Annotated in this window: 12 protein-coding genes and 1 pseudogene; 4 read left to right on the forward strand and 9 right to left on the reverse strand. The window is 69.2% G+C overall.

Going from position 1 to position 16,392, the window contains the following annotated elements:
• Positions 1 to 928: pseudogene (locus tag ABTZ43_RS11190) on the reverse strand (Rne/Rng family ribonuclease); the annotation flags it as partial.
• A gap of 281 nt (positions 929 to 1,209) precedes the next feature.
• Here ABTZ43_RS11190 and ABTZ43_RS11195 point away from each other — a divergent pair.
• The gene (locus tag ABTZ43_RS11195; RefSeq protein ID WP_350538848.1) at positions 1,210 to 1,821 is read left to right on the forward strand and encodes a vitamin K epoxide reductase family protein; all 612 of its coding nucleotides are present in this window, start codon (positions 1,210 to 1,212) and stop codon (positions 1,819 to 1,821) included.
• Positions 1,822 to 1,892: 71 nt separating this feature from the next.
• Here the strand turns inward: ABTZ43_RS11195 and ndk are convergent, their stop codons facing one another.
• The 4 genes from ndk to ileS are packed head-to-tail and all read right to left on the reverse strand — an operon-like array spanning position 1,893 to position 7,459.
• Positions 1,893 to 2,309 (reverse strand): nucleoside-diphosphate kinase, encoded by a 417-nt coding sequence (ndk, locus tag ABTZ43_RS11200; protein WP_045254652.1) that lies wholly within the window; start codon positions 2,307 to 2,309, stop codon positions 1,893 to 1,895.
• A gap of 1 nt (position 2,310) precedes the next feature.
• Positions 2,311 to 2,673 carry a DUF4233 domain-containing protein gene (locus ABTZ43_RS11205; RefSeq protein WP_350538849.1) on the reverse strand — a complete coding sequence of 121 codons (363 nt, stop codon included), beginning with the start codon at positions 2,671 to 2,673 and terminating at the stop codon, positions 2,311 to 2,313.
• Positions 2,674 to 2,729: 56 nt separating this feature from the next.
• Positions 2,730 to 4,082 carry a bifunctional folylpolyglutamate synthase/dihydrofolate synthase gene (locus ABTZ43_RS11210; RefSeq protein WP_149422788.1) on the reverse strand — a complete coding sequence of 451 codons (1,353 nt, stop codon included), beginning with the start codon at positions 4,080 to 4,082 and terminating at the stop codon, positions 2,730 to 2,732.
• Positions 4,079 to 7,459, reverse strand: a complete 3,381-nt coding sequence (gene ileS / locus ABTZ43_RS11215) for an isoleucine--tRNA ligase (RefSeq protein ID WP_350538850.1) — start codon at positions 7,457 to 7,459, stop codon at positions 4,079 to 4,081. Before ileS ends, ABTZ43_RS11210 begins: the two co-directional genes overlap by 4 nt.
• A 303-nt stretch (positions 7,460 to 7,762) precedes the next feature.
• Between ileS and ABTZ43_RS11220 the strand changes: the two genes are divergently transcribed.
• Positions 7,763 to 8,413 (forward strand): pentapeptide repeat-containing protein, encoded by a 651-nt coding sequence (locus tag ABTZ43_RS11220; RefSeq protein WP_350538851.1) that lies wholly within the window; start codon positions 7,763 to 7,765, stop codon positions 8,411 to 8,413.
• On the opposite strand, the gene ABTZ43_RS11225 is transcribed toward ABTZ43_RS11220, so the two are convergent.
• The 4 genes from ABTZ43_RS11225 to ABTZ43_RS11240 all read right to left on the reverse strand — a co-directional run bounded on the left by ABTZ43_RS11225 (position 8,403) and on the right by ABTZ43_RS11240 (position 13,363).
• Entirely contained in the window at positions 8,403 to 9,911 is a 1,509-nt protein-coding gene (locus ABTZ43_RS11225) for an ATP-binding cassette domain-containing protein (protein ID WP_350538852.1), read from the reverse strand. The two genes, ABTZ43_RS11220 and ABTZ43_RS11225, sit on opposite strands and share 11 nt — an antisense overlap.
• Positions 9,908 to 10,720 (reverse strand): ABC transporter permease, encoded by an 813-nt coding sequence (locus tag ABTZ43_RS11230; RefSeq protein ID WP_350538853.1) that lies wholly within the window; start codon positions 10,718 to 10,720, stop codon positions 9,908 to 9,910. The genes ABTZ43_RS11225 and ABTZ43_RS11230 overlap by 4 nt, the downstream gene beginning before the upstream one ends.
• Positions 10,717 to 11,658 (reverse strand): ABC transporter permease, encoded by a 942-nt coding sequence (locus ABTZ43_RS11235; protein WP_350538854.1) that lies wholly within the window; start codon positions 11,656 to 11,658, stop codon positions 10,717 to 10,719. Before ABTZ43_RS11235 ends, ABTZ43_RS11230 begins: the two co-directional genes overlap by 4 nt.
• Before the next feature lie 94 nt (positions 11,659 to 11,752).
• Positions 11,753 to 13,363 (reverse strand): ABC transporter substrate-binding protein, encoded by a 1,611-nt coding sequence (locus tag ABTZ43_RS11240; protein ID WP_350538855.1) that lies wholly within the window; start codon positions 13,361 to 13,363, stop codon positions 11,753 to 11,755.
• Between the two features lie 214 nt (positions 13,364 to 13,577).
• On the opposite strand from ABTZ43_RS11240, the gene valS reads away from it, so the two are divergent.
• Both valS and ABTZ43_RS11250 read left to right on the forward strand, forming a co-directional pair.
• The gene (gene valS / locus ABTZ43_RS11245; protein WP_350538856.1) at positions 13,578 to 16,172 is read left to right on the forward strand and encodes a valine--tRNA ligase; all 2,595 of its coding nucleotides are present in this window, start codon (positions 13,578 to 13,580) and stop codon (positions 16,170 to 16,172) included.
• Positions 16,172 to 16,387 (forward strand): hypothetical protein, encoded by a 216-nt coding sequence (locus ABTZ43_RS11250; protein WP_056418402.1) that lies wholly within the window; start codon positions 16,172 to 16,174, stop codon positions 16,385 to 16,387. Before valS ends, ABTZ43_RS11250 begins: the two co-directional genes overlap by 1 nt.
• Positions 16,388 to 16,392 lie beyond the last annotated feature (5 nt).

The following is a 16,392-nucleotide window of genomic DNA, read 5'->3' on the forward strand; positions in this document are numbered from 1 at the left end:
TGCCGATGAGCGACGCATCCTGGTTGCGGGCGACGTAGTGCTCCACGAGCACGCCGTCCTCGAGCACGCCGATCTGCGTACGACCGTTCTTGGAGCGCACGACCATCTTGCGGTCGACCGACTCGCGGCGGGCGAGGAACTCGGCTTCGGTGACGACCGGGCGACGACGTCCCGCGTCGCGACCGTCGCGGCGACGCTGCTTCTTCGCCTCGAGGCGCGTGGAGCCCTTGATCGCCTTGGGCTCGGTGATGTACTCGACGACGCGCTGACGCGGCTGGCGCGGCTCATCGCGCTGCTCGCGGGGTTCGCGGGGCTCGTTCTCGTCGGAACCGCCACGGCGACGGCGGCCGCGGCGGGCTCCCGGCTCGTCCTGCTCGCGGTCGGCGATGCGGTCGAAGACGCGCTCGCGCTCGGGACGCGCCGGCAGCGGCAGGACCGCGGGCGCGTAGAAGTGCAGCTGCGTCGAGACCTGCGACACGAAGACTTCGGGGAGCAGCCCGAGGGACACCGCGGTGACGGGCTTGTCGTCCGCAGGCTTCTCGTCGGCCGGCTTCTCGTTGGCAGGCTTCTCGTCGGCAGGCTTCTCGTCGGCAGGCGTGTCCTCGACGGGCTCGTCGTCGGCCGGCTTCTCGTCCGCAGGCTTCTCGTCCGCAGGCTTCTCGTCCGCAGGCGTGTCCTCGACGGGCTCGTCGTCGGCCGGCTTCTCATCGGCCGGCTTCTCATCGGCCGGCTTCTCGTCCGTGACGGGCTCGACCTCGTCGGCGGGCGCGTCCGCCTCAGCGGATCCGTCGTGCGTCTGCTCGGCGCTGTCGGGGGCGTCGGCGATGCCGTCGACCTCCGTCGCGTCGGCGACTACCTCTGCGGGTGCGTCGGCATCCGCAGCGAAGTCGAGGGTGGGGGCGTCGTAGTCATTGTTGTCATCGGCCATCTCTGGCTTGCTCCTCGTGCGGACGCTTCGTGCTCCGCTAGATCTCATGCGGTACCCGCAGGTTCCGCGAACTCATTCGGTGTGCGACCGGCTCATGGCTCTGGTCACGAGGGGCATACGGCCCCGAAGTCTGCGTCGATGTCCACCACGACCGGGTCGAGCGGTGCATCACAGGTCATTATCGCACCAAGTACGCGCTATCGCGGCATCGAGGTGGGCTCGCGTCGTTTTCTCCGGTGCGCTTTCGCCCGATCCATAGCGATCACTGAGATACTCCACACATGAGCGAGCAGCGCACCCGCCCCGTCTTCTATGCCGTCTGGCTGATCATCGCGAGTGTGATCGGCTGGTTCGCCGCCTTCCAGCTCACGGTCGAGAAGTTCGCCCTCCTGCAGAATCCGACCGATGCGCTGTCGTGCGACATCAGCCCGTTCATCCAGTGCAGCAAGAACCTCAACTCCTGGCAGGGGGAGATCTTCGGCTTCCCCAACCCGATCATGGGTCTCTCGGGGTGGATCGCCCCCCTGATCGTCGGTGTGGCGATCCTCGCCGGAGCGCGCTTCCCGCGCTGGTTCTGGCTGACCTTCGGCGCGGGTGTCACCTTCGCCTTCGGCCTCGTCTGCTGGCTCATCGGTCAGAGCCTCTACGACCTCTTCGTGCTGTGCCCGTGGTGCATGATCACCTGGGCCGTCACGATTCCGACGTTCTTCGCGACGATGCTCCACCTGACACGCAACGGATCCTTCACCCGCAGCGAGAAAGCGCGCGAGCGCGCCGACAAGCTCATGGTCTGGGTTCCCCTGGCGACGATCCTCTCCTACGCCGTCATCATCCTGCTCGCACAGTTGCAGGGTCTCGACTTCCTCGGCGAGATGGCGCGACTCGTCTTCTGATCCGCCGCTCACGCGAACGACGAAGCCCGCCGCACGAGATCGTGCAGCGGGCTTCGTCGTCGGTGTGCGAGTCAGTCGAACCAGATACCCAGTTCGCGTGCGGCGGACTCGGGGCTGTCCGAGCCGTGCACGAGGTTCTGCTGGACCTTGAGGCCCCAGTCCCGGCCGAAGTCGCCGCGGATCGTGCCGGGAGCGGCGGTCGTCGGGTCGGTGGTTCCCGCGAGCGAACGGAACCCCTCGATCACGCGGTTGCCGGCGAGACGGATCGCGACGGACGGGCCGGAGAGCATGAACTCGAGGAGCGGCTCGTAGAAGGGCTTGCCCTCGTGCTCCGCGTAGTGCTCGGCGAGCAGGTCGCGGTCGGGCTCCACCAGGCGGATGTCGACGAGGGCGTAGCCCTTCGACTCGATGCGCGCCAGGATCGCTCCGGTGAGGCCGCGCGCGACACCGTCGGGCTTGACGAGGACGAGGGTTTCTTCGGTGGCCATGTCATTCACTCTCTGTCTGAGTCTCGGTCGCGGGCCCCGACGGACGGCGTGCGTCCAATCGAGCCCCCATGATCGTCGCATATCCCCACATGCCGCCGAAAATCACGACGACGAGCAGGATCGCGGGCACCAGGATCGCAGACACGGCTATGACCGCCTGCAGGACCCATCCGGCCGAGATCGCCCAGGGCTTCGTGATCATCCCTGCGACCGCGATGCACGCGAGCCCCACGATCGCACCGCCCACGATGCCCCACCACTGCGGGATGCCGTCGGGAAGCGTCTTCAGGCCGAAGACCGTGAGACCCGCGAGGAAGACCACGACCGACTCGAATCCCAGCACGATGGGAGCGAGCTTCTGCACGAGCGTCCGAGGCGGACGGGGCGCACGCGGCGGACGGGCGGGCGTCGGATCCGCACTCACGCGCGCCACCCCGACTTCCAGTCCTCCTCCTCGGCGAGGGCGATCGCCTCGCCGGCGAGCACCACGGACCCCGCGATGACCACGGCCCGACGCTCGGACGAGGAGGCCCATTCGCGGGCCGCGTCGGCGGCCTCCGCCAGCGTCGGGTGCACGGTCGCTCGCTGTCCGGTCGCCTCGACCAGGTCCGCGATCACATCGGCGTCGCTCGCGCGCTCCGACTCCGGCGCGGTGGCGAACACGTGCGCGGCGGTCGGCGCGAGCGTCGCGACGATCCCCGCCGCATCCTTGTCGGCGAGAACGCCGAGCACGACGCCCCATTCGTCGAAGTCGAAGCTGTCGTCCATCGCCTGCGCCAGCGCGGCCGCGCCGTGCGGGTTGTGGGCGGCGTCGACGATGACGGTCGGGGCGATGCCGAGCAGCTGCAGCCGGCCGGGCGACGTCGCCCCCTGCAATCCCTCCGAGACGATGTCGGCGGCGATCCGCTGCGTCCCGCCCCCGATCAGCGACTCGACGGCGGCGACGGCGAGGGCGGCGTTGTGCCCCTGGTGCGCGCCGTACTGCGGCAGGTACTCCTCGGTGTACTCCCCCGCGAGCCCGCGGACCGAGATCAGCTGTCCGCCGACGGCGAGCTTCTGATCGGTGAGGCCGAATTCGTCGCCCTCGAACGCGATCGTGGCGTTCCTCTCGGCGGCGACGCGACGGAGCACCTCCGCGGCCTCCGCGGGCTGCTCGGCGGAGACGACAGCCGCGCCCTCCTTGATGATCCCCGCTTTGACCGTCGCGATCGCCGCGATCGTGGCGCCCAGGCGATCCGCGTGATCGATGTCGATCGGCGCGAACACCGCGACGTCTCCGTCCGCGGTGTTCGTCGAGTCCCACTCGCCGCCCATGCCCACCTCGAGCACGAGCACGTCGACCGGGGCGTCCGCCACCGCGACGAACGCCAGCACCGTGAGCAGCTCGAAGAACGTGAGAGGCTCCTCACCTGCCGCGACGAGCTCGGCGTCGACGATGTCGACGAACGGCTCGATCTCCTCCCACGCATCGCCGACCGCGGCATCCTCGATCGGCTCGCCGTCGATCATGATCCGCTCGGTGAACCGCTCGAGGTGCGGGCTGGTGAACAGCCCGGTCCGCAGACCGTGCGCACGCAGCAGGCTCTCGATCATCCGGGCGGTCGACGTCTTGCCGTTCGTGCCGGTGATGTGGACGACACGGTAGGTGCGCTGCGGATCGTCCAGGTACGCGAGAATCCGCGCCGTGCGCTCCTTGCGGGGCTGCACCCAGCGCTCCCCCGCCCTGCTCAGCAGCGTCTCGTAGACGGCATCGGCCCTGTCGCGTGCGCTCATGCGCTGACTCCGATCCTGCTGACCGAGACCGTGAAGTCGCCGCGGTTCGCATACGTGCCCTGAGCAACGGTCGCCGAGTGCTCGGGGACGGTCGGCACCTCACCCTGCTCGAGAAGCACCTCGTCCTTGGCGCCGAGCATGAAGGCGGTCGACAGCGTCTCGCCCGCGATATCGGCCGTCTCGAAGGCGCTGCGCACCGCGAAGAGATCGTCGCCGGAGGTGAACCACAGTCGCAGGGCGATGCGGTCGCTCACATCGAAGCCCGCATTCTTGCGGGTCTCCTGCACAGCGCGGATGACGTCGCGCGCGAGGCCCTCGGCCTCGAGCTCGGGTGTCGTCTGCGTGTCGAGCAGGACGAAGCCCCCGGTCGGCACGAGAGCCAGAGCCTCCCCGTCCGGACGCCCTGCGGTCTCGAGCACGAGCTCGTACTCCGACGGCTCGAGCGCGATGCCGCCGGCGGTGACGACTCCGTCGGTCTCCGACCAGTCACCCGCCTTCGCGGCCTTGATCACGGTCTGCACGTTCTTGCCGAGGCGCGGGCCCGCGGCCCGGGCGTTGACGCTGAGTCGATGGCTGATGCCGTAGTCCGCAGCGGTCGTCTCCGACTGCGCCACGAGCTCGACCGACTTGACGTTGAGCTCCTCGCGGAGGATGTCCTCGAACCGGCTCAGGCTGGCGGCGAGCGGCGACACGACGGTCAGACGCGCGAGCGGCAGACGCACCCGGAGCTTCTCCTTCTTGCGCAACGCGTTGCCGACGCTGGAGAGCTCGCGGACGGCATCCATCGCATCGCGGATCTCGTCGGCGGCGGGGAAGGCGGTGTCGTCCGGCCAGTCCTGCAGGTGCACGCTGCGCCCGCCCGTGAGCCCCTGCCACACACGCTCGCTGATGAGCGGCACGAGCGGCGCCGCGACGCGGGTGAGGGTCTCGAGCACCGTATACAGCGTGTCGAAGCAGTCGATCGCCGTTCCTGAGCTCGACGAGGGATCCCAGAACCGGTCGCGCGAGCGACGGATGTACCAGTTGGTGAGCACCTCGGCGAAGTCGCGCAGCCGCGCGGAGGCCGTGGTGGAATCGAGTCCCTCGAGGTCGGCGCGCACCTCGCGCACCAGATCGCCGAGACGCGCGAGGATGTAGCGGTCGAGCACGTCGGTGGAGTCGGTGCGCCAGGTCGCCTCGTAGCCGCCGGGCTTCGCCGCGTTCGCGTACGTCGCGAAGAAGTACCAGGAGTTCCACAGCGGCAGCAGGAACTCGCGCACGCCCGAGCGGATGCCCTCCTCCGTCACCGCGAGATTGCCCCCGCGCAGCACCGAGCTGGACATCAGGAACCAGCGCATCGCATCCGATCCGTCGCGATCGAGCACCTCGGACACGTCCGGGTAGTTGCGCAGCGACTTCGACATCTTGTAGCCGTCGTTGCCCAGCACGATGCCGTGGCAGCTGACGCCGGTGAACGCCGGGCGGTCGAACAGCGCGGTCGACAGCACGTGCATGACGTAGAACCAGCCGCGCGTCTGCCCGATGTACTCGACGATGAAGTCGGCCGGCGCATGGGTGTCGAACCACTCCTGGTTCTCGAACGGGTAGTGCACCTGGGCGTACGGCATCGAACCCGAGTCGAACCACACGTCGAAGACGTCCTCGATGCGGCGCATCGTGCTCGTGCCGGTCGGGTCATCGGGGTTCGGACGCGTGAGGTCGTCGATGTACGGACGGTGCAGGTCGATCTCGCCCTCGGGATTGCGCGGCAGCGTGCCGAAGTCACGCTCCATCTCCTCGAGAGACCCGTAGGTGTCGACGCGCGGGTACTCGGGGTCGTCGCTCTTCCAGACCGGGATCGGCGAGCCCCAGTAGCGGTTGCGGCTGATCGACCAGTCGCGCGCACCCTCGAGCCACTTGCCGAACTGGCCGTGCTTGACGTTCTCGGGCACCCAGGTGATCTGCTCGTTGTTCGCGAGCAGGTCGTCCTTGATGTCGGTGACGCGGATGAACCAGCTCGAGACGGCCTTGTAGATCAGGGGGTTCCGGCAGCGCCAGCAGTGCGGGTACGAGTGGACGTAGCTCTGCTCGCGCAGCAGGCGTCCCTGGGAGCGCAGCAGGCGGATCAGAGGCGTGTTGGCATCCATCCAGAGCTCGCCGGCGACGTCGGTCACCGTGGGGAGGAAACGCCCGCCGTCGTCGAGCGACAGGATGGTCGGGATGCCCGCGGCACCGGCGACCCGCTGGTCGTCCTCGCCGTAGGCCGGAGCCTGGTGGACGATGCCGGTGCCGTCGCTGACCGTGACGTAGTCGTCGACGAGGATGCGCCAGGCGTTCTCGGTGCCGTGGACCTCGGCATCCGCGAAGTAGTCGAACAGACGGTCGTAGGTGACGTCCTGCAGCTCGGAGCCGCGAACGGTCGTGTGGACGGCGGTGAGCGCCTCGTCGAGGCTCTCGTAGCCGAGATCCTTCACATAGCCGCCGAGGAGCTCCTTCGCGAGCAGGTAACGGTGTGCGGAGGCCTCGACGACGGCATCCGTGCTCCCCTCCGGTGCGTGCACGTCGGCTGCACCGAGGGGGCCTGCCGGCAGGACGATGTACTCGATGTCGGGGCCGACCGCGAGTGCGAGGTTGGTGGGCAGGGTCCAGGGCGTGGTCGTCCAGGCGAGCGCGCGCACCGCGGTGAGCCCGAGGGCCTCGGCCTTGGCGCCGGTGAGGGGGAACGTGACGGTGACCGACGGGTCCTGACGGTTCTGGTAGACGTCGTCATCCATACGGAGCTCGTGCGCCGAGAGCGGGGTCTCGTCGCGCCAGCAGTAGGGCAGCACGCGGTATCCCTCGTAGGCGAGGCCCTTGTCGAAGAGGGTCTTGAACGCCCAGAGCACACTCTCCATGTACCCGAGATCGAGCGTCTTGTATCCGCGCTCGAAGTCGACCCAGCGCGCCTGACGGGTGACGTAGTCCTGCCACTCGTGGGTGTACTTGAGCACCGAGTCCCTGGCCTTCGCGTTGAAGACGTCGATCCCCATCTGCTCGATCTCGCTCTTCTCGGTGATCCCGAGCTGCTTCATGGCCTCGAGCTCGGCGGGCAGTCCGTGCGTATCCCATCCGAAGACACGATCGACCTTCTTGCCGATCATCGTCTGGAAGCGCGGGAACACGTCCTTCGCGTAGCCGGTGAGCAGGTGGCCGTAGTGCGGCAGGCCGTTGGCGAAGGGAGGGCCGTCGTAGAAGACCCACTCGTCGGCCCCGTCGCGCTGCTCGATCGAGGCGCGGAACGTCTGGTCGGTCTCCCAGAAGTCGAGCACATCCCGCTCGATCTGGGGGAACCGGGGGCTCGGTGCGACAGTGGCAGCCTGGTCGGCGGCGGGTCCGAAGGAGGAACGCGGGTAGGTCATGTCGTCTCGCAGGAGTCGTGGCGGATGCTGCTGCGAGGACGATCCGTCCGGATTTTCGTGCCGGGGAACCGCGGTACCACCTCGCGTGCCGCGCCTCACGGCGGGGCCACTCTCACTGCGGCTGTGACGGGCCTGCCCCGCTCGGTTCTACTGAGCCCTCCCCTGCGGGATGACCGTTCTTCCGAGAGCTCCCCGGTGATGGCCGGATCCATGCTCGTACCTCCATTGTACGCGCGGCCGCGACCGGGGTGGCGCCCGCGTGCAGGCGACCCGGCTGTCGCACCCACCCTCTACCCTCGAGGCATGGCCCGCTCCCCCGAATCACCCGCTCCTCCCCGCGTCTCACCGCCCGATCTCCCGCCGCACCTCGATGCGGCATCCGCACGACGCGGCGCCGACCTGCTCGCCGCGAGCCTCGAGCTCACGGGCACCGTCGATCTCGCCCACTCCTCGCTCGAGCAGTGCACGATCGCCGCAGATGCCGATGCCGTCGACCTGACCGGCGCCACGCTGATCGACGTCGACCTCGGCGGCGTGCGCATCGCCTCGCTGCGGATGCGCGACGCGAGCATCCGTCGGGTGCGCATCGGCGGCGGGCGGATCGGCACCCTCGATCTGAGCAGCGCCCGCATCGACGAGCTGCTGCTCGGCGATGTGCGGATCGACTACCTGAACCTCGGCGGCGCCAAGGCCACCGACGTCGAGATCGAACGATGCGACATCCGCACCGTCGACATGCCCCAGGCCGAACTGACCCGCGTGCGCTTCACCGACACCCGTTCCGATGAGGTCGACCCTCGGGGCATGCGGGCGACCCATACGGATCTGCGCGGGCTCGATGCGGGCGCCTTCCTCGATGCGAACAGTCTCCGCGGCACCACGTTGAGCGGCTTCCAGGTCCAGCAGCTCGCCCCTCTGCTGGCAGCGGGCATCGGCATCCAGGTCAAGGACTGACCGAGCCGCTCGCCTCCAGCAGCTCGCGCGTGAACGGATGCTGCGGCGCGGCGAACACGTCGGCGATCAGCCCCTGTTCGACGATGACTCCCTCCTGCATCACCAGCACCTCGTCGGCCATGGCACCGACGACGTCGAGGTCGTGCGAGACGAAGACCATCGTGAGCCGACGCTCTCGCTGCAGTCGACGCAGCAACTGCAGCACCCGCTCCCGCACCGAGGGGTCGAGGGCGGAGACCGGCTCGTCGAGCACCAGCACATCGGGATCCGCGGCGAGCGCGCGGGCGATCGCCGCACGCTGGCGCTGTCCGCCCGAGAGCGCGATCGGTCGGCGGGCGGCGAGAGACGGATCGAGACCGACTTCGGCGAGCAGCTCTGTCACCCGTGCTCCCCGCTGAGCGCGCGGTACCCCGCCGGCGGCGAGCGCCTCGCGGAGCGAGCGTGCGATCGTCCACCGCGGGTCGAAGGCACCGAGGGGATTCTGATGCACGAGCTGCACCCGACGGTCGCCGATCCATCGCAGGGATCCCCCGTCGGGGGCCTCGATTCCCACGATCATGCGCGCCAGGGTCGTCTTACCCGAGCCGGACTCGCCCACGACGCCGAGGGTGCGTCCACCCGGCACCGAGAACGACGCATCGCGCACGGCGGAGATCTCGCCGAAGTCCTTCGCGACCTCGACCGCGACGAGGACGGGAGCGGCGGTGCCCTCGGCCGCGGCGCGCGGCTCATGCATGGTCGCGGCGAGGAGCTGACGGGTGTAGTCGTGCTGCGGCGCCTCGAGCACGTCGCGCGTCGTCCCCGATTCGACCACCTCCCCGTCGCGCATCACGAGCACACGATCGGCGATGCGTCGCACGGCGGCGATGTCGTGGCTGATGAACACCACGGCGGTGCCCGCATCGGCGATCTCCCGCAGCAGGTCGAGGATGCGCGCCTGCACGGTGGCGTCGAGCGCGGTGGTCGGCTCGTCCGCGACGAGCACGGCGGGGTCGGCGGCGAGCGCCGAGGCGATCAGGGCGCGCTGACGAAGGCCGCCCGAGAGCTCGTGAGGGTACTGCCGCGCGCGGCGCTCTCCGTCGGGCATCCAGACCCGGTGCAGCAGCTCCTGCACACGGGACTGCAGGGCATGCCGCCCGGAGACGAGCCGGTGGATGCGCAGCGGCTCGGCGATCTCGGACCCCACGCGCTGCAGCGGATCCAGCGAGACGAGGGCGTCCTGGGAGACCAACCCGATGCGGCGCCCTCGAAGCGACCGCCACCCGCGTTCGCCCAGGCCTCGGGCATCCGTCCCGTCCACGACGAGCCGGTCCGCCCGCACGGTCGCCCCGGTCGGTGCGAGCCCGAGCAGGGCGCGGGCGGTGAGCGTCTTGCCGGCCCCGGACTCTCCCACGATCGCCACGCATTCACCGCGCGACACGGTCAGCGACACCCCGTCGACGACCGCAGATCCGCCGAAGTCGATGCGCAGCCCCTCCAGCTCCAACGCGGCCGTCACGATGCACGTCCGTCCGCGCGGGCTCGCAGCACCCGGCCGACCACGGTCGCCGAGATCACGGTGAGCGTGATCGCGATGCCGGGGAACACCGCGATCCACCACGCCTGGCCGAGCACGTTCCGCCCGCCCGCGAGCATCAGACCCCATTCGGGCGTGGGCTCCGACGGTCCGAGTCCGAGGAAGCTGAGTCCGGCGGCTGCGAGGATGCTCGAGCCGATGCCGATCGTGGCCAGCACGCTCAGCGCCCCGAGCACACCGGGCATCACGTGCCGGAGGAAGGCCGCAGCCGGCGGGACGCCGAGGATGCGCGCGGCCTCGACATGCTCGGCGCGACGGAGGGTGCGCGTCTGCACGCGAGCGAGGCGGATATACACGGGCACGGCCGCGAGTGTCACCGCGATGGCGATGTTGACCGGTCCCGGTCCGAGAATCGCCACGACCACGAGCGCCACCAGGAACTCGGGGAACGCCATGAGCACGTCATTGACCCGCATCAGCGCCGCATCGACGGCGCGGGGAGCGAGTCCGGCGAGTGCGCCGACGAGCAGCCCCACCGCCAGGGCGATGCCGGTCGCGAGCAGGCCGATGCCCACCGAGCGCCCCGTCCCGTACACGAGGCGCGAGTACACGTCGCGCCCGCTCTGGTCGGTGCCCAGCAGATGGGCGGGGCTCGGGGCGAGCATGGCGGCCCGCACCTCCGTCTGCAGCGGATCATGCGTGGCGAGCACCCCGGGGAAGACGGCGGCGAAGGCGATCACCAGCAGCACCGCCGAGGCCACCCACACCAGCGCCGTCTGCACGCGCGTCATCGGGGCCTCCCCCGTGCGGTTCGCAGCCGCGGGTCGAGGAGCGGATGCAGCAGCTCGACCACGAGGTTGACGATGACGAAGACGATCGCACTGAACAGGATGATGCCCGTGATCACCGGGAGATCGCGATTGCTGATGGCGGCGAGCGTGACACGGCCGAGCCCCGAACGCGCGAACACCGTCTCGACCAGCACGGCTCCGCCCAGCACGGATCCGGTCAGATAGGCCGCGAGTGTCATCGCGTTCGCCGCGCCGTGTCGGAGCCCGTGACGCAGCGTGAACCACGAACCGCCGGCGCCGCGCGCCCGCACGGTGTCGGCGAACGGCATCCGCTCCGCCTGGATCAGTCCGTCGCGCAGCACCTGGCTGAGCAGCGCGGAGACGGGCAGCGCGAGGGTGACCGCCGGCAGCACGATGGTCGCCGGATTGCGTGCCCCGGAGACGGGAAACCACCCCAGCCCGAACGCGAAGACGCTGAGCAGCAGGAGACCGATCCAGAACACCGGTGAGGACAGGATCACCAGCTCGATCCCCGCCGCGACGGCGCGCCCCAGGTGCCCCCGCACGAACAGCGCCACGGCGAGCGCCAGCACCACGGCGATCACGAGGGCCAGCGCCGAGAGCTGCAGCGTCGCCCCGAGCTGGCGACCGATGACCTCCGTCACCGGCATCCGCAGCTGGTAGGACTCGCCGAGGTCGCCACGGGCGAGCTGCGAGATGAACGAGAGGTACTGCTCCACCGGCGGACGATCGAGACCGAGTTCCGCGCGGATGCCGTCCTTCACGGCGTCGCTGACCTGGGCCTGGGGCCCGAGCATCACCGACACGGGGTCACCGGGGATGACCCGGAATGCGAGGAAGACCAGCGTGGCGGCACCCCACAGCACGATCACGACCGTGCCTGCGAGCCCCGCGATCCTCACGAGCGCCGTCTTCACCGTTCGCGCCCTCTCGACGATCTCCGAGCACCCCTGCGCGCGCGCTCGCTCACGAACGATACCGCAGCGTCACAGGGGCCCGGGGTTCCGGCGGTCAGCCCACGCTGACGTCGTAGAACAGCGGGCGCCCGTACAGGTCGTACGTCAGGCCGTCGACGCGCTCGCCCACGGCCGTGATGGCGGAGGGACTGTAGAGAGGGACGATCGCCGTGTACTCGGCATTCCACTCCTGCAGCTGCGTGTAGATGTCGTCGCGGACCGTCTGATCGCTCGACGCGACCGCCTGATCGAGCAGGGCGTCCACGCTCGGATCGGTGACCTGCGACGCGTTCTGGAACCCGTCCGTGTGCAGGTGCGCGCGCAGGAAGTCGGGATCGACGCCCGAGAAGCCCCAGTCGGTGAGGTCGAAGGTCTTGGGCTCGTACTGCTCGTTGTACGCACCGGGATCGAGCTCTTCGCGCACGACCTCGAAACCGATCTTCTTGAGGTCGGACTGGATCGCGTTCGCGAGAGCCGCCCGGTCGTCCGGCACGGGCGTCCACGCGATCCATCGCACGGACAGCCGCTGGCCGTCCTTCATGCGGATGCCGTCGCTGTCGCGCGCCGTCCAGCCGGCCTCGTCGAGGAGCGCCCCCGCTGCCTCGGGGTCGAACGGGTGCTCGCCCTCGAGTGCCGCGTCGTAGCCGGGGGTGGTGGACCCGAGGACGCTCCACGCGCGAGGGAACTGACCGAAGAAGATCTCCTCGACGGCCGCGTCGACGTCGATGCCGCGCGCGAACGCCTGACGCACCTTCTCGTCGGCGAACACGCCGTACTTCTCGTTGAGGTACAGCGAGTACGGCAGACCCGGGTATTCGACGGAATCCACCGTGATGCCGTCTCCCAGGCCGCTCGCGAGGTTCGGCGGGATGTTGCTGGCGAGGTCGGCCTCTCCGCTCTCGATGACACCGGTGCGCACCGACGCCTCGGGCTGGATCTCCACGCGCAGCGTCTCGACGCCCGGTGCCTTCGAGCCGTGCGGACCCCAGGCGTAGTCGTCGTTGCGGGTGTAGACGATCTCCTGATCCGGCGTGTACTCGGTGAGCTCGTAGGGCCCGGTTCCCACCGTGATGCCGGGACCGCCGGCCTTGAGCTGGTCCGCGGAATCCGCGAGGACCGCCGGAGAGTAGAACCCCAGCTGCGGGGTGCTCGCGGCCTGCAGGAACGGCGCGTACGGCTGGCTGAAGCGCACCGTCACGGTGTGCTCGTCGACGACCTCGGTGCCCTCGTAGAAGTCCGCCCCCATCATGCTGGCCGCCTGCGCCGACTCCGTCTCGGGGTCGACGATGCGATCGAAGTTCGCCTTGACCGCCTCGGCGTCGAACGGTTCGCCGTCGGTGAAGGTGACGTCGTCGCGGAGGATGAACGTGTACTCGGTGCTGTCGTCCGAGACCTTCCAGTCCTTCGCCAGCCATGCGGTGAACGAACCGTCGTCCTCCTGGAAGACCAGGGAGTCCAGCACGGCACGCTGCACCATCCCCGAGACGTCGAGCTGGCTCACCTGCGGGTCCATGTGCCCGGCCGCGAGGTTCGCGCCCTCGATCGACCACACGAGCTCGCCCCCGTCCGCGTCGGATGCGGGTGCCGCACAGGCACTCAGCAGGAGGGCGCTCGCGGCGATGGCGGCACCGAGCGGGATCGCGCGGCGCAGAAGAGAGTGGGGCATGCTGTTCCTCGGGAGGGAATGCGGGGAGATGACGCGGATGCATCAGTTCTTGGACTCGATGCAATTGTAGATCCTGCAGGCACCCCCGGGCGTCGGGACGCCTGCCGGCGGCTGCGGCGAGGGCTCGCCGGGACCGAGGCGATTAGACTGTGGGGCACAACCCACACTCAGGCACGCTCACACAGTGCCGCACACATCGCTCGAGGAGACCTCCATGTCCGTGATTCCCGACAAGCCCGTACTCGAAGGTCTCGAAGCGAAGTGGGGTGAGTCGTGGTCGGCGCAGGGCACCTACCTTTTCGATCGACTCCGCGCCGCGCAGTCCGGTCGTGAGGGCGTCTACTCGATCGACACCCCTCCGCCGACGGCATCCGGCAGCCTGCACATCGGCCACGTGTTCTCGTACACGCACACCGACGTCAAGGCGCGCTTCGAGCGCATGCGCGGCAAGAACGTGTTCTACCCCATGGGCTGGGACGACAACGGCCTGCCCACCGAGCGCCGCGTGCAGAACTACTACGGGGTGCGCTGCGATCCGACGCTCCCCTATCAGAACGACTTCATGCCGCCGTTCGAGGGCGGCGACAACAAGTCGAGCCGAGCCGCCGACCAGGTGCCGATCAGCCGCCGCAACTTCATCGAGCTGTGCGAGCGTCTGACGCTCGAGGACGAGAAGCAGTTCGAGGCCCTGTTCCGTCTGCTGGGCCTCTCGGTCGACTGGAGCCAGACCTACCGCACGATCTCCGACGACACGATCCGTCAGAGCCAGCTCGCGTTCCTGCGCAACCTCGAGCGCGGCGAGGCGTACCAGTCGCTCGCGCCGACCCTGTGGGACATCGACTTCCGCTCGGCCATCGCTCAGGCGGAGCTCGAGGACCGCGAGCAGCAGGCCGCGTATCACACGATCGACTTCCCCTTCTCCGACGGATCCGGCTCGATCACGATCGAGACCACCCGCCCCGAGCTGCTCCCCGCATGCGTCGCGATCGTGACGCACCCCGAGGGACCGCACAAGCATCTGATCGGCACGAAGGTGCGCACACCGTTCTTCGGTGCCGAGATCGAGATCCACGGACACCACCTCGCTCAGCCCGACAAGGGCACGGGCGCCGCCATGGTCTGCACCTTCGGCGACGTGACCGACATCATCTGGTGGCGCGAGCTGCGCACCGTCGACGGCGGAGACCTGCCGAACATGACGACCATCGGACTGGACGGACGCTTCCTGCCCACCGCGCCGTCGATCGTCGCGAACCCCGAGGCCACCGACTGGTACACGGCAGAGCTCGCCGGCAAGACCGTGTTCTCGGCGCGCAAGGCGATCGTCGAGAAGCTGCAGGAGACCGGCGACATGACCGCCGTGGGAAAGCAGTTCTCCCACGCGGTGAAGTTCTTCGAGAAGGGCGACCGCCCTCTCGAGATCGTCTCGACCCGCCAGTGGTACATCCGCAACGGCGCCAGGGACCAGCAGCTGCGCGATCAGCTCCTCAGCCACGGCACGGACGTCGCGTTCCATCCCGACTTCATGCGCGTGCGCTACGAGAACTGGGTCGGCGGCCTGACCGGCGACTGGCTCGTGTCCCGGCAGCGCTTCTTCGGCGTGCCGATCCCGCTCTGGTACGGACTCGACGAGAACGGCGACCGCGACTACGACCGCGTGCTCGCGCCCGACCACGCGTCCCTGCCCGTCGACCCGACCATCGACGTACCGGCGGGCTTCACCGAGGATCAGCGTGGAGCGGCGGGCGGCTTCGAGGCCGAGGCCGACATCCTCGACACGTGGGCGACGTCGTCTCTCACCCCGCAGCTCGCCGGCGGATGGCAGCGTGACGAGGAGCTGTGGCAGCTCACCGCCCCGTTCGACCTGCGTCCGCAGGGTCAGGACATCATCCGCACCTGGCTGTTCTCGACCATGCTGCGCTCGACTCTGGAAGACGGCCGCGCGCCGTGGCGCAACGCCGCGATCTCCGGCTTCATCGTCGACCCCGACCGCAAGAAGATGTCGAAGTCGAAGGGCAACGTCGTGACCCCGGCGGACATCCTCGAGACCCACGGATCGGATGCGGTGCGCTACTGGGCCGCCTCCAGTCGCCTGGGCATGGACGCCGCGTTCGACCCGCAGAACCCGACCCAGGTCAAGATCGGCCGTCGTCTCGCGATCAAGGTGCTGAACGCCGCGAAGTTCGTGCTCTCGTTCCCCGTGCCCGAGGGGGCGCAGGTCACACATGCTCTCGACGCCTCGATGCTGACCGCACTCGATGCCGTGGTCACCGAGGCCACGAAGGCGTTCGAGAACTACGACCAGGCGAAGGCGCTCGAGGTCACCGAAGCGTTCTTCTGGACTTTCTGCGACGACTACCTCGAACTCGTCAAGGAGCGCGCCTACAACCAGAACGATGTGGGACAGGCATCCGCGGCACTCGCGCTGCGGCTCGCGCTCTCGACCCTGCTGCGGCTGCTCGCGCCGATCCTCTCGTTCGCGACCGAAGAGGTGTGGTCGTGGTTCGAGGAGGGCTCCGTGCACACGGCGTCGTGGCCCGAGCCGCTCGGCATCGAGGGAGACCCCGCGGTGCTGTCCGTGGCCAGCGAGGCTCTGATCAGCATCCGTCGCGCGAAGACCGAGGCGAAGGCGTCGCAGAAGACCCCGGTCGCGAGTGCGATGATCACGGCTCCGGCGGAGAAGTACGAGGCGCTGCGAGCCGCCGCCGCCGATCTGTCGGCCGTCGGGCGCATCGCAGAGCTGGGGCTCGCCGTGGGCGACGTGTTCGCGGTCACCGCGATCGAGCTCGCGCCGGTCGAGGGCGCCTGATGCAGCTGGGTACGCGATGGGCGGCGGGCTCCGAGGCCCCCGCATCCGTCCCCGCCTCGCTGCGTCCCGCGATCGCGGAGGTCGAATCCCGCGGACTCTCCGGACACTGGACGCTGACGTGGCTCGAGGGCCGCGCCCTCGCCGAGCTCGACTCGGGCTGGGAGGTCGTGCAGACGGCATCCGGCGAGGTCATCGCCCGCCCCTTCGAGGACTGAGCGCA

The sequence above is a fragment of the Microbacterium sp. NPDC097977 genome, from assembly GCF_040302605.1.
GTDB lineage: Bacteria > Actinomycetota > Actinomycetes > Actinomycetales > Microbacteriaceae > Microbacterium.

Excerpts from the sequence above, each read along its gene's own strand:
- ABTZ43_RS11195 (WP_350538848.1), top strand. The coding sequence starts at position 1,210 with ATGAGCGAGCAGCGCACCCGCCCCGTCTTCTATGCCGTCTGGCTGATC.
- ndk (WP_045254652.1), bottom strand. The coding sequence starts at position 2,309 with ATGGCCACCGAAGAAACCCTCGTCCTCGTCAAGCCCGACGGTGTCGCG.
- ABTZ43_RS11210 (WP_149422788.1), bottom strand. The coding sequence starts at position 4,082 with ATGAGCGCACGCGACAGGGCCGATGCCGTCTACGAGACGCTGCTGAGC.
- ileS (WP_350538850.1), bottom strand. The coding sequence starts at position 7,459 with ATGACCTACCCGCGTTCCTCCTTCGGACCCGCCGCCGACCAGGCTGCC.
- ABTZ43_RS11220 (WP_350538851.1), top strand. The coding sequence starts at position 7,763 with ATGGCCCGCTCCCCCGAATCACCCGCTCCTCCCCGCGTCTCACCGCCC.
- ABTZ43_RS11230 (WP_350538853.1), bottom strand. The coding sequence starts at position 10,720 with ATGACGCGCGTGCAGACGGCGCTGGTGTGGGTGGCCTCGGCGGTGCTG.
- ABTZ43_RS11240 (WP_350538855.1), bottom strand. The coding sequence starts at position 13,363 with ATGCCCCACTCTCTTCTGCGCCGCGCGATCCCGCTCGGTGCCGCCATC.
- valS (WP_350538856.1), top strand. The coding sequence starts at position 13,578 with ATGTCCGTGATTCCCGACAAGCCCGTACTCGAAGGTCTCGAAGCGAAG.
- ABTZ43_RS11250 (WP_056418402.1), top strand. The coding sequence starts at position 16,172 with ATGCAGCTGGGTACGCGATGGGCGGCGGGCTCCGAGGCCCCCGCATCC.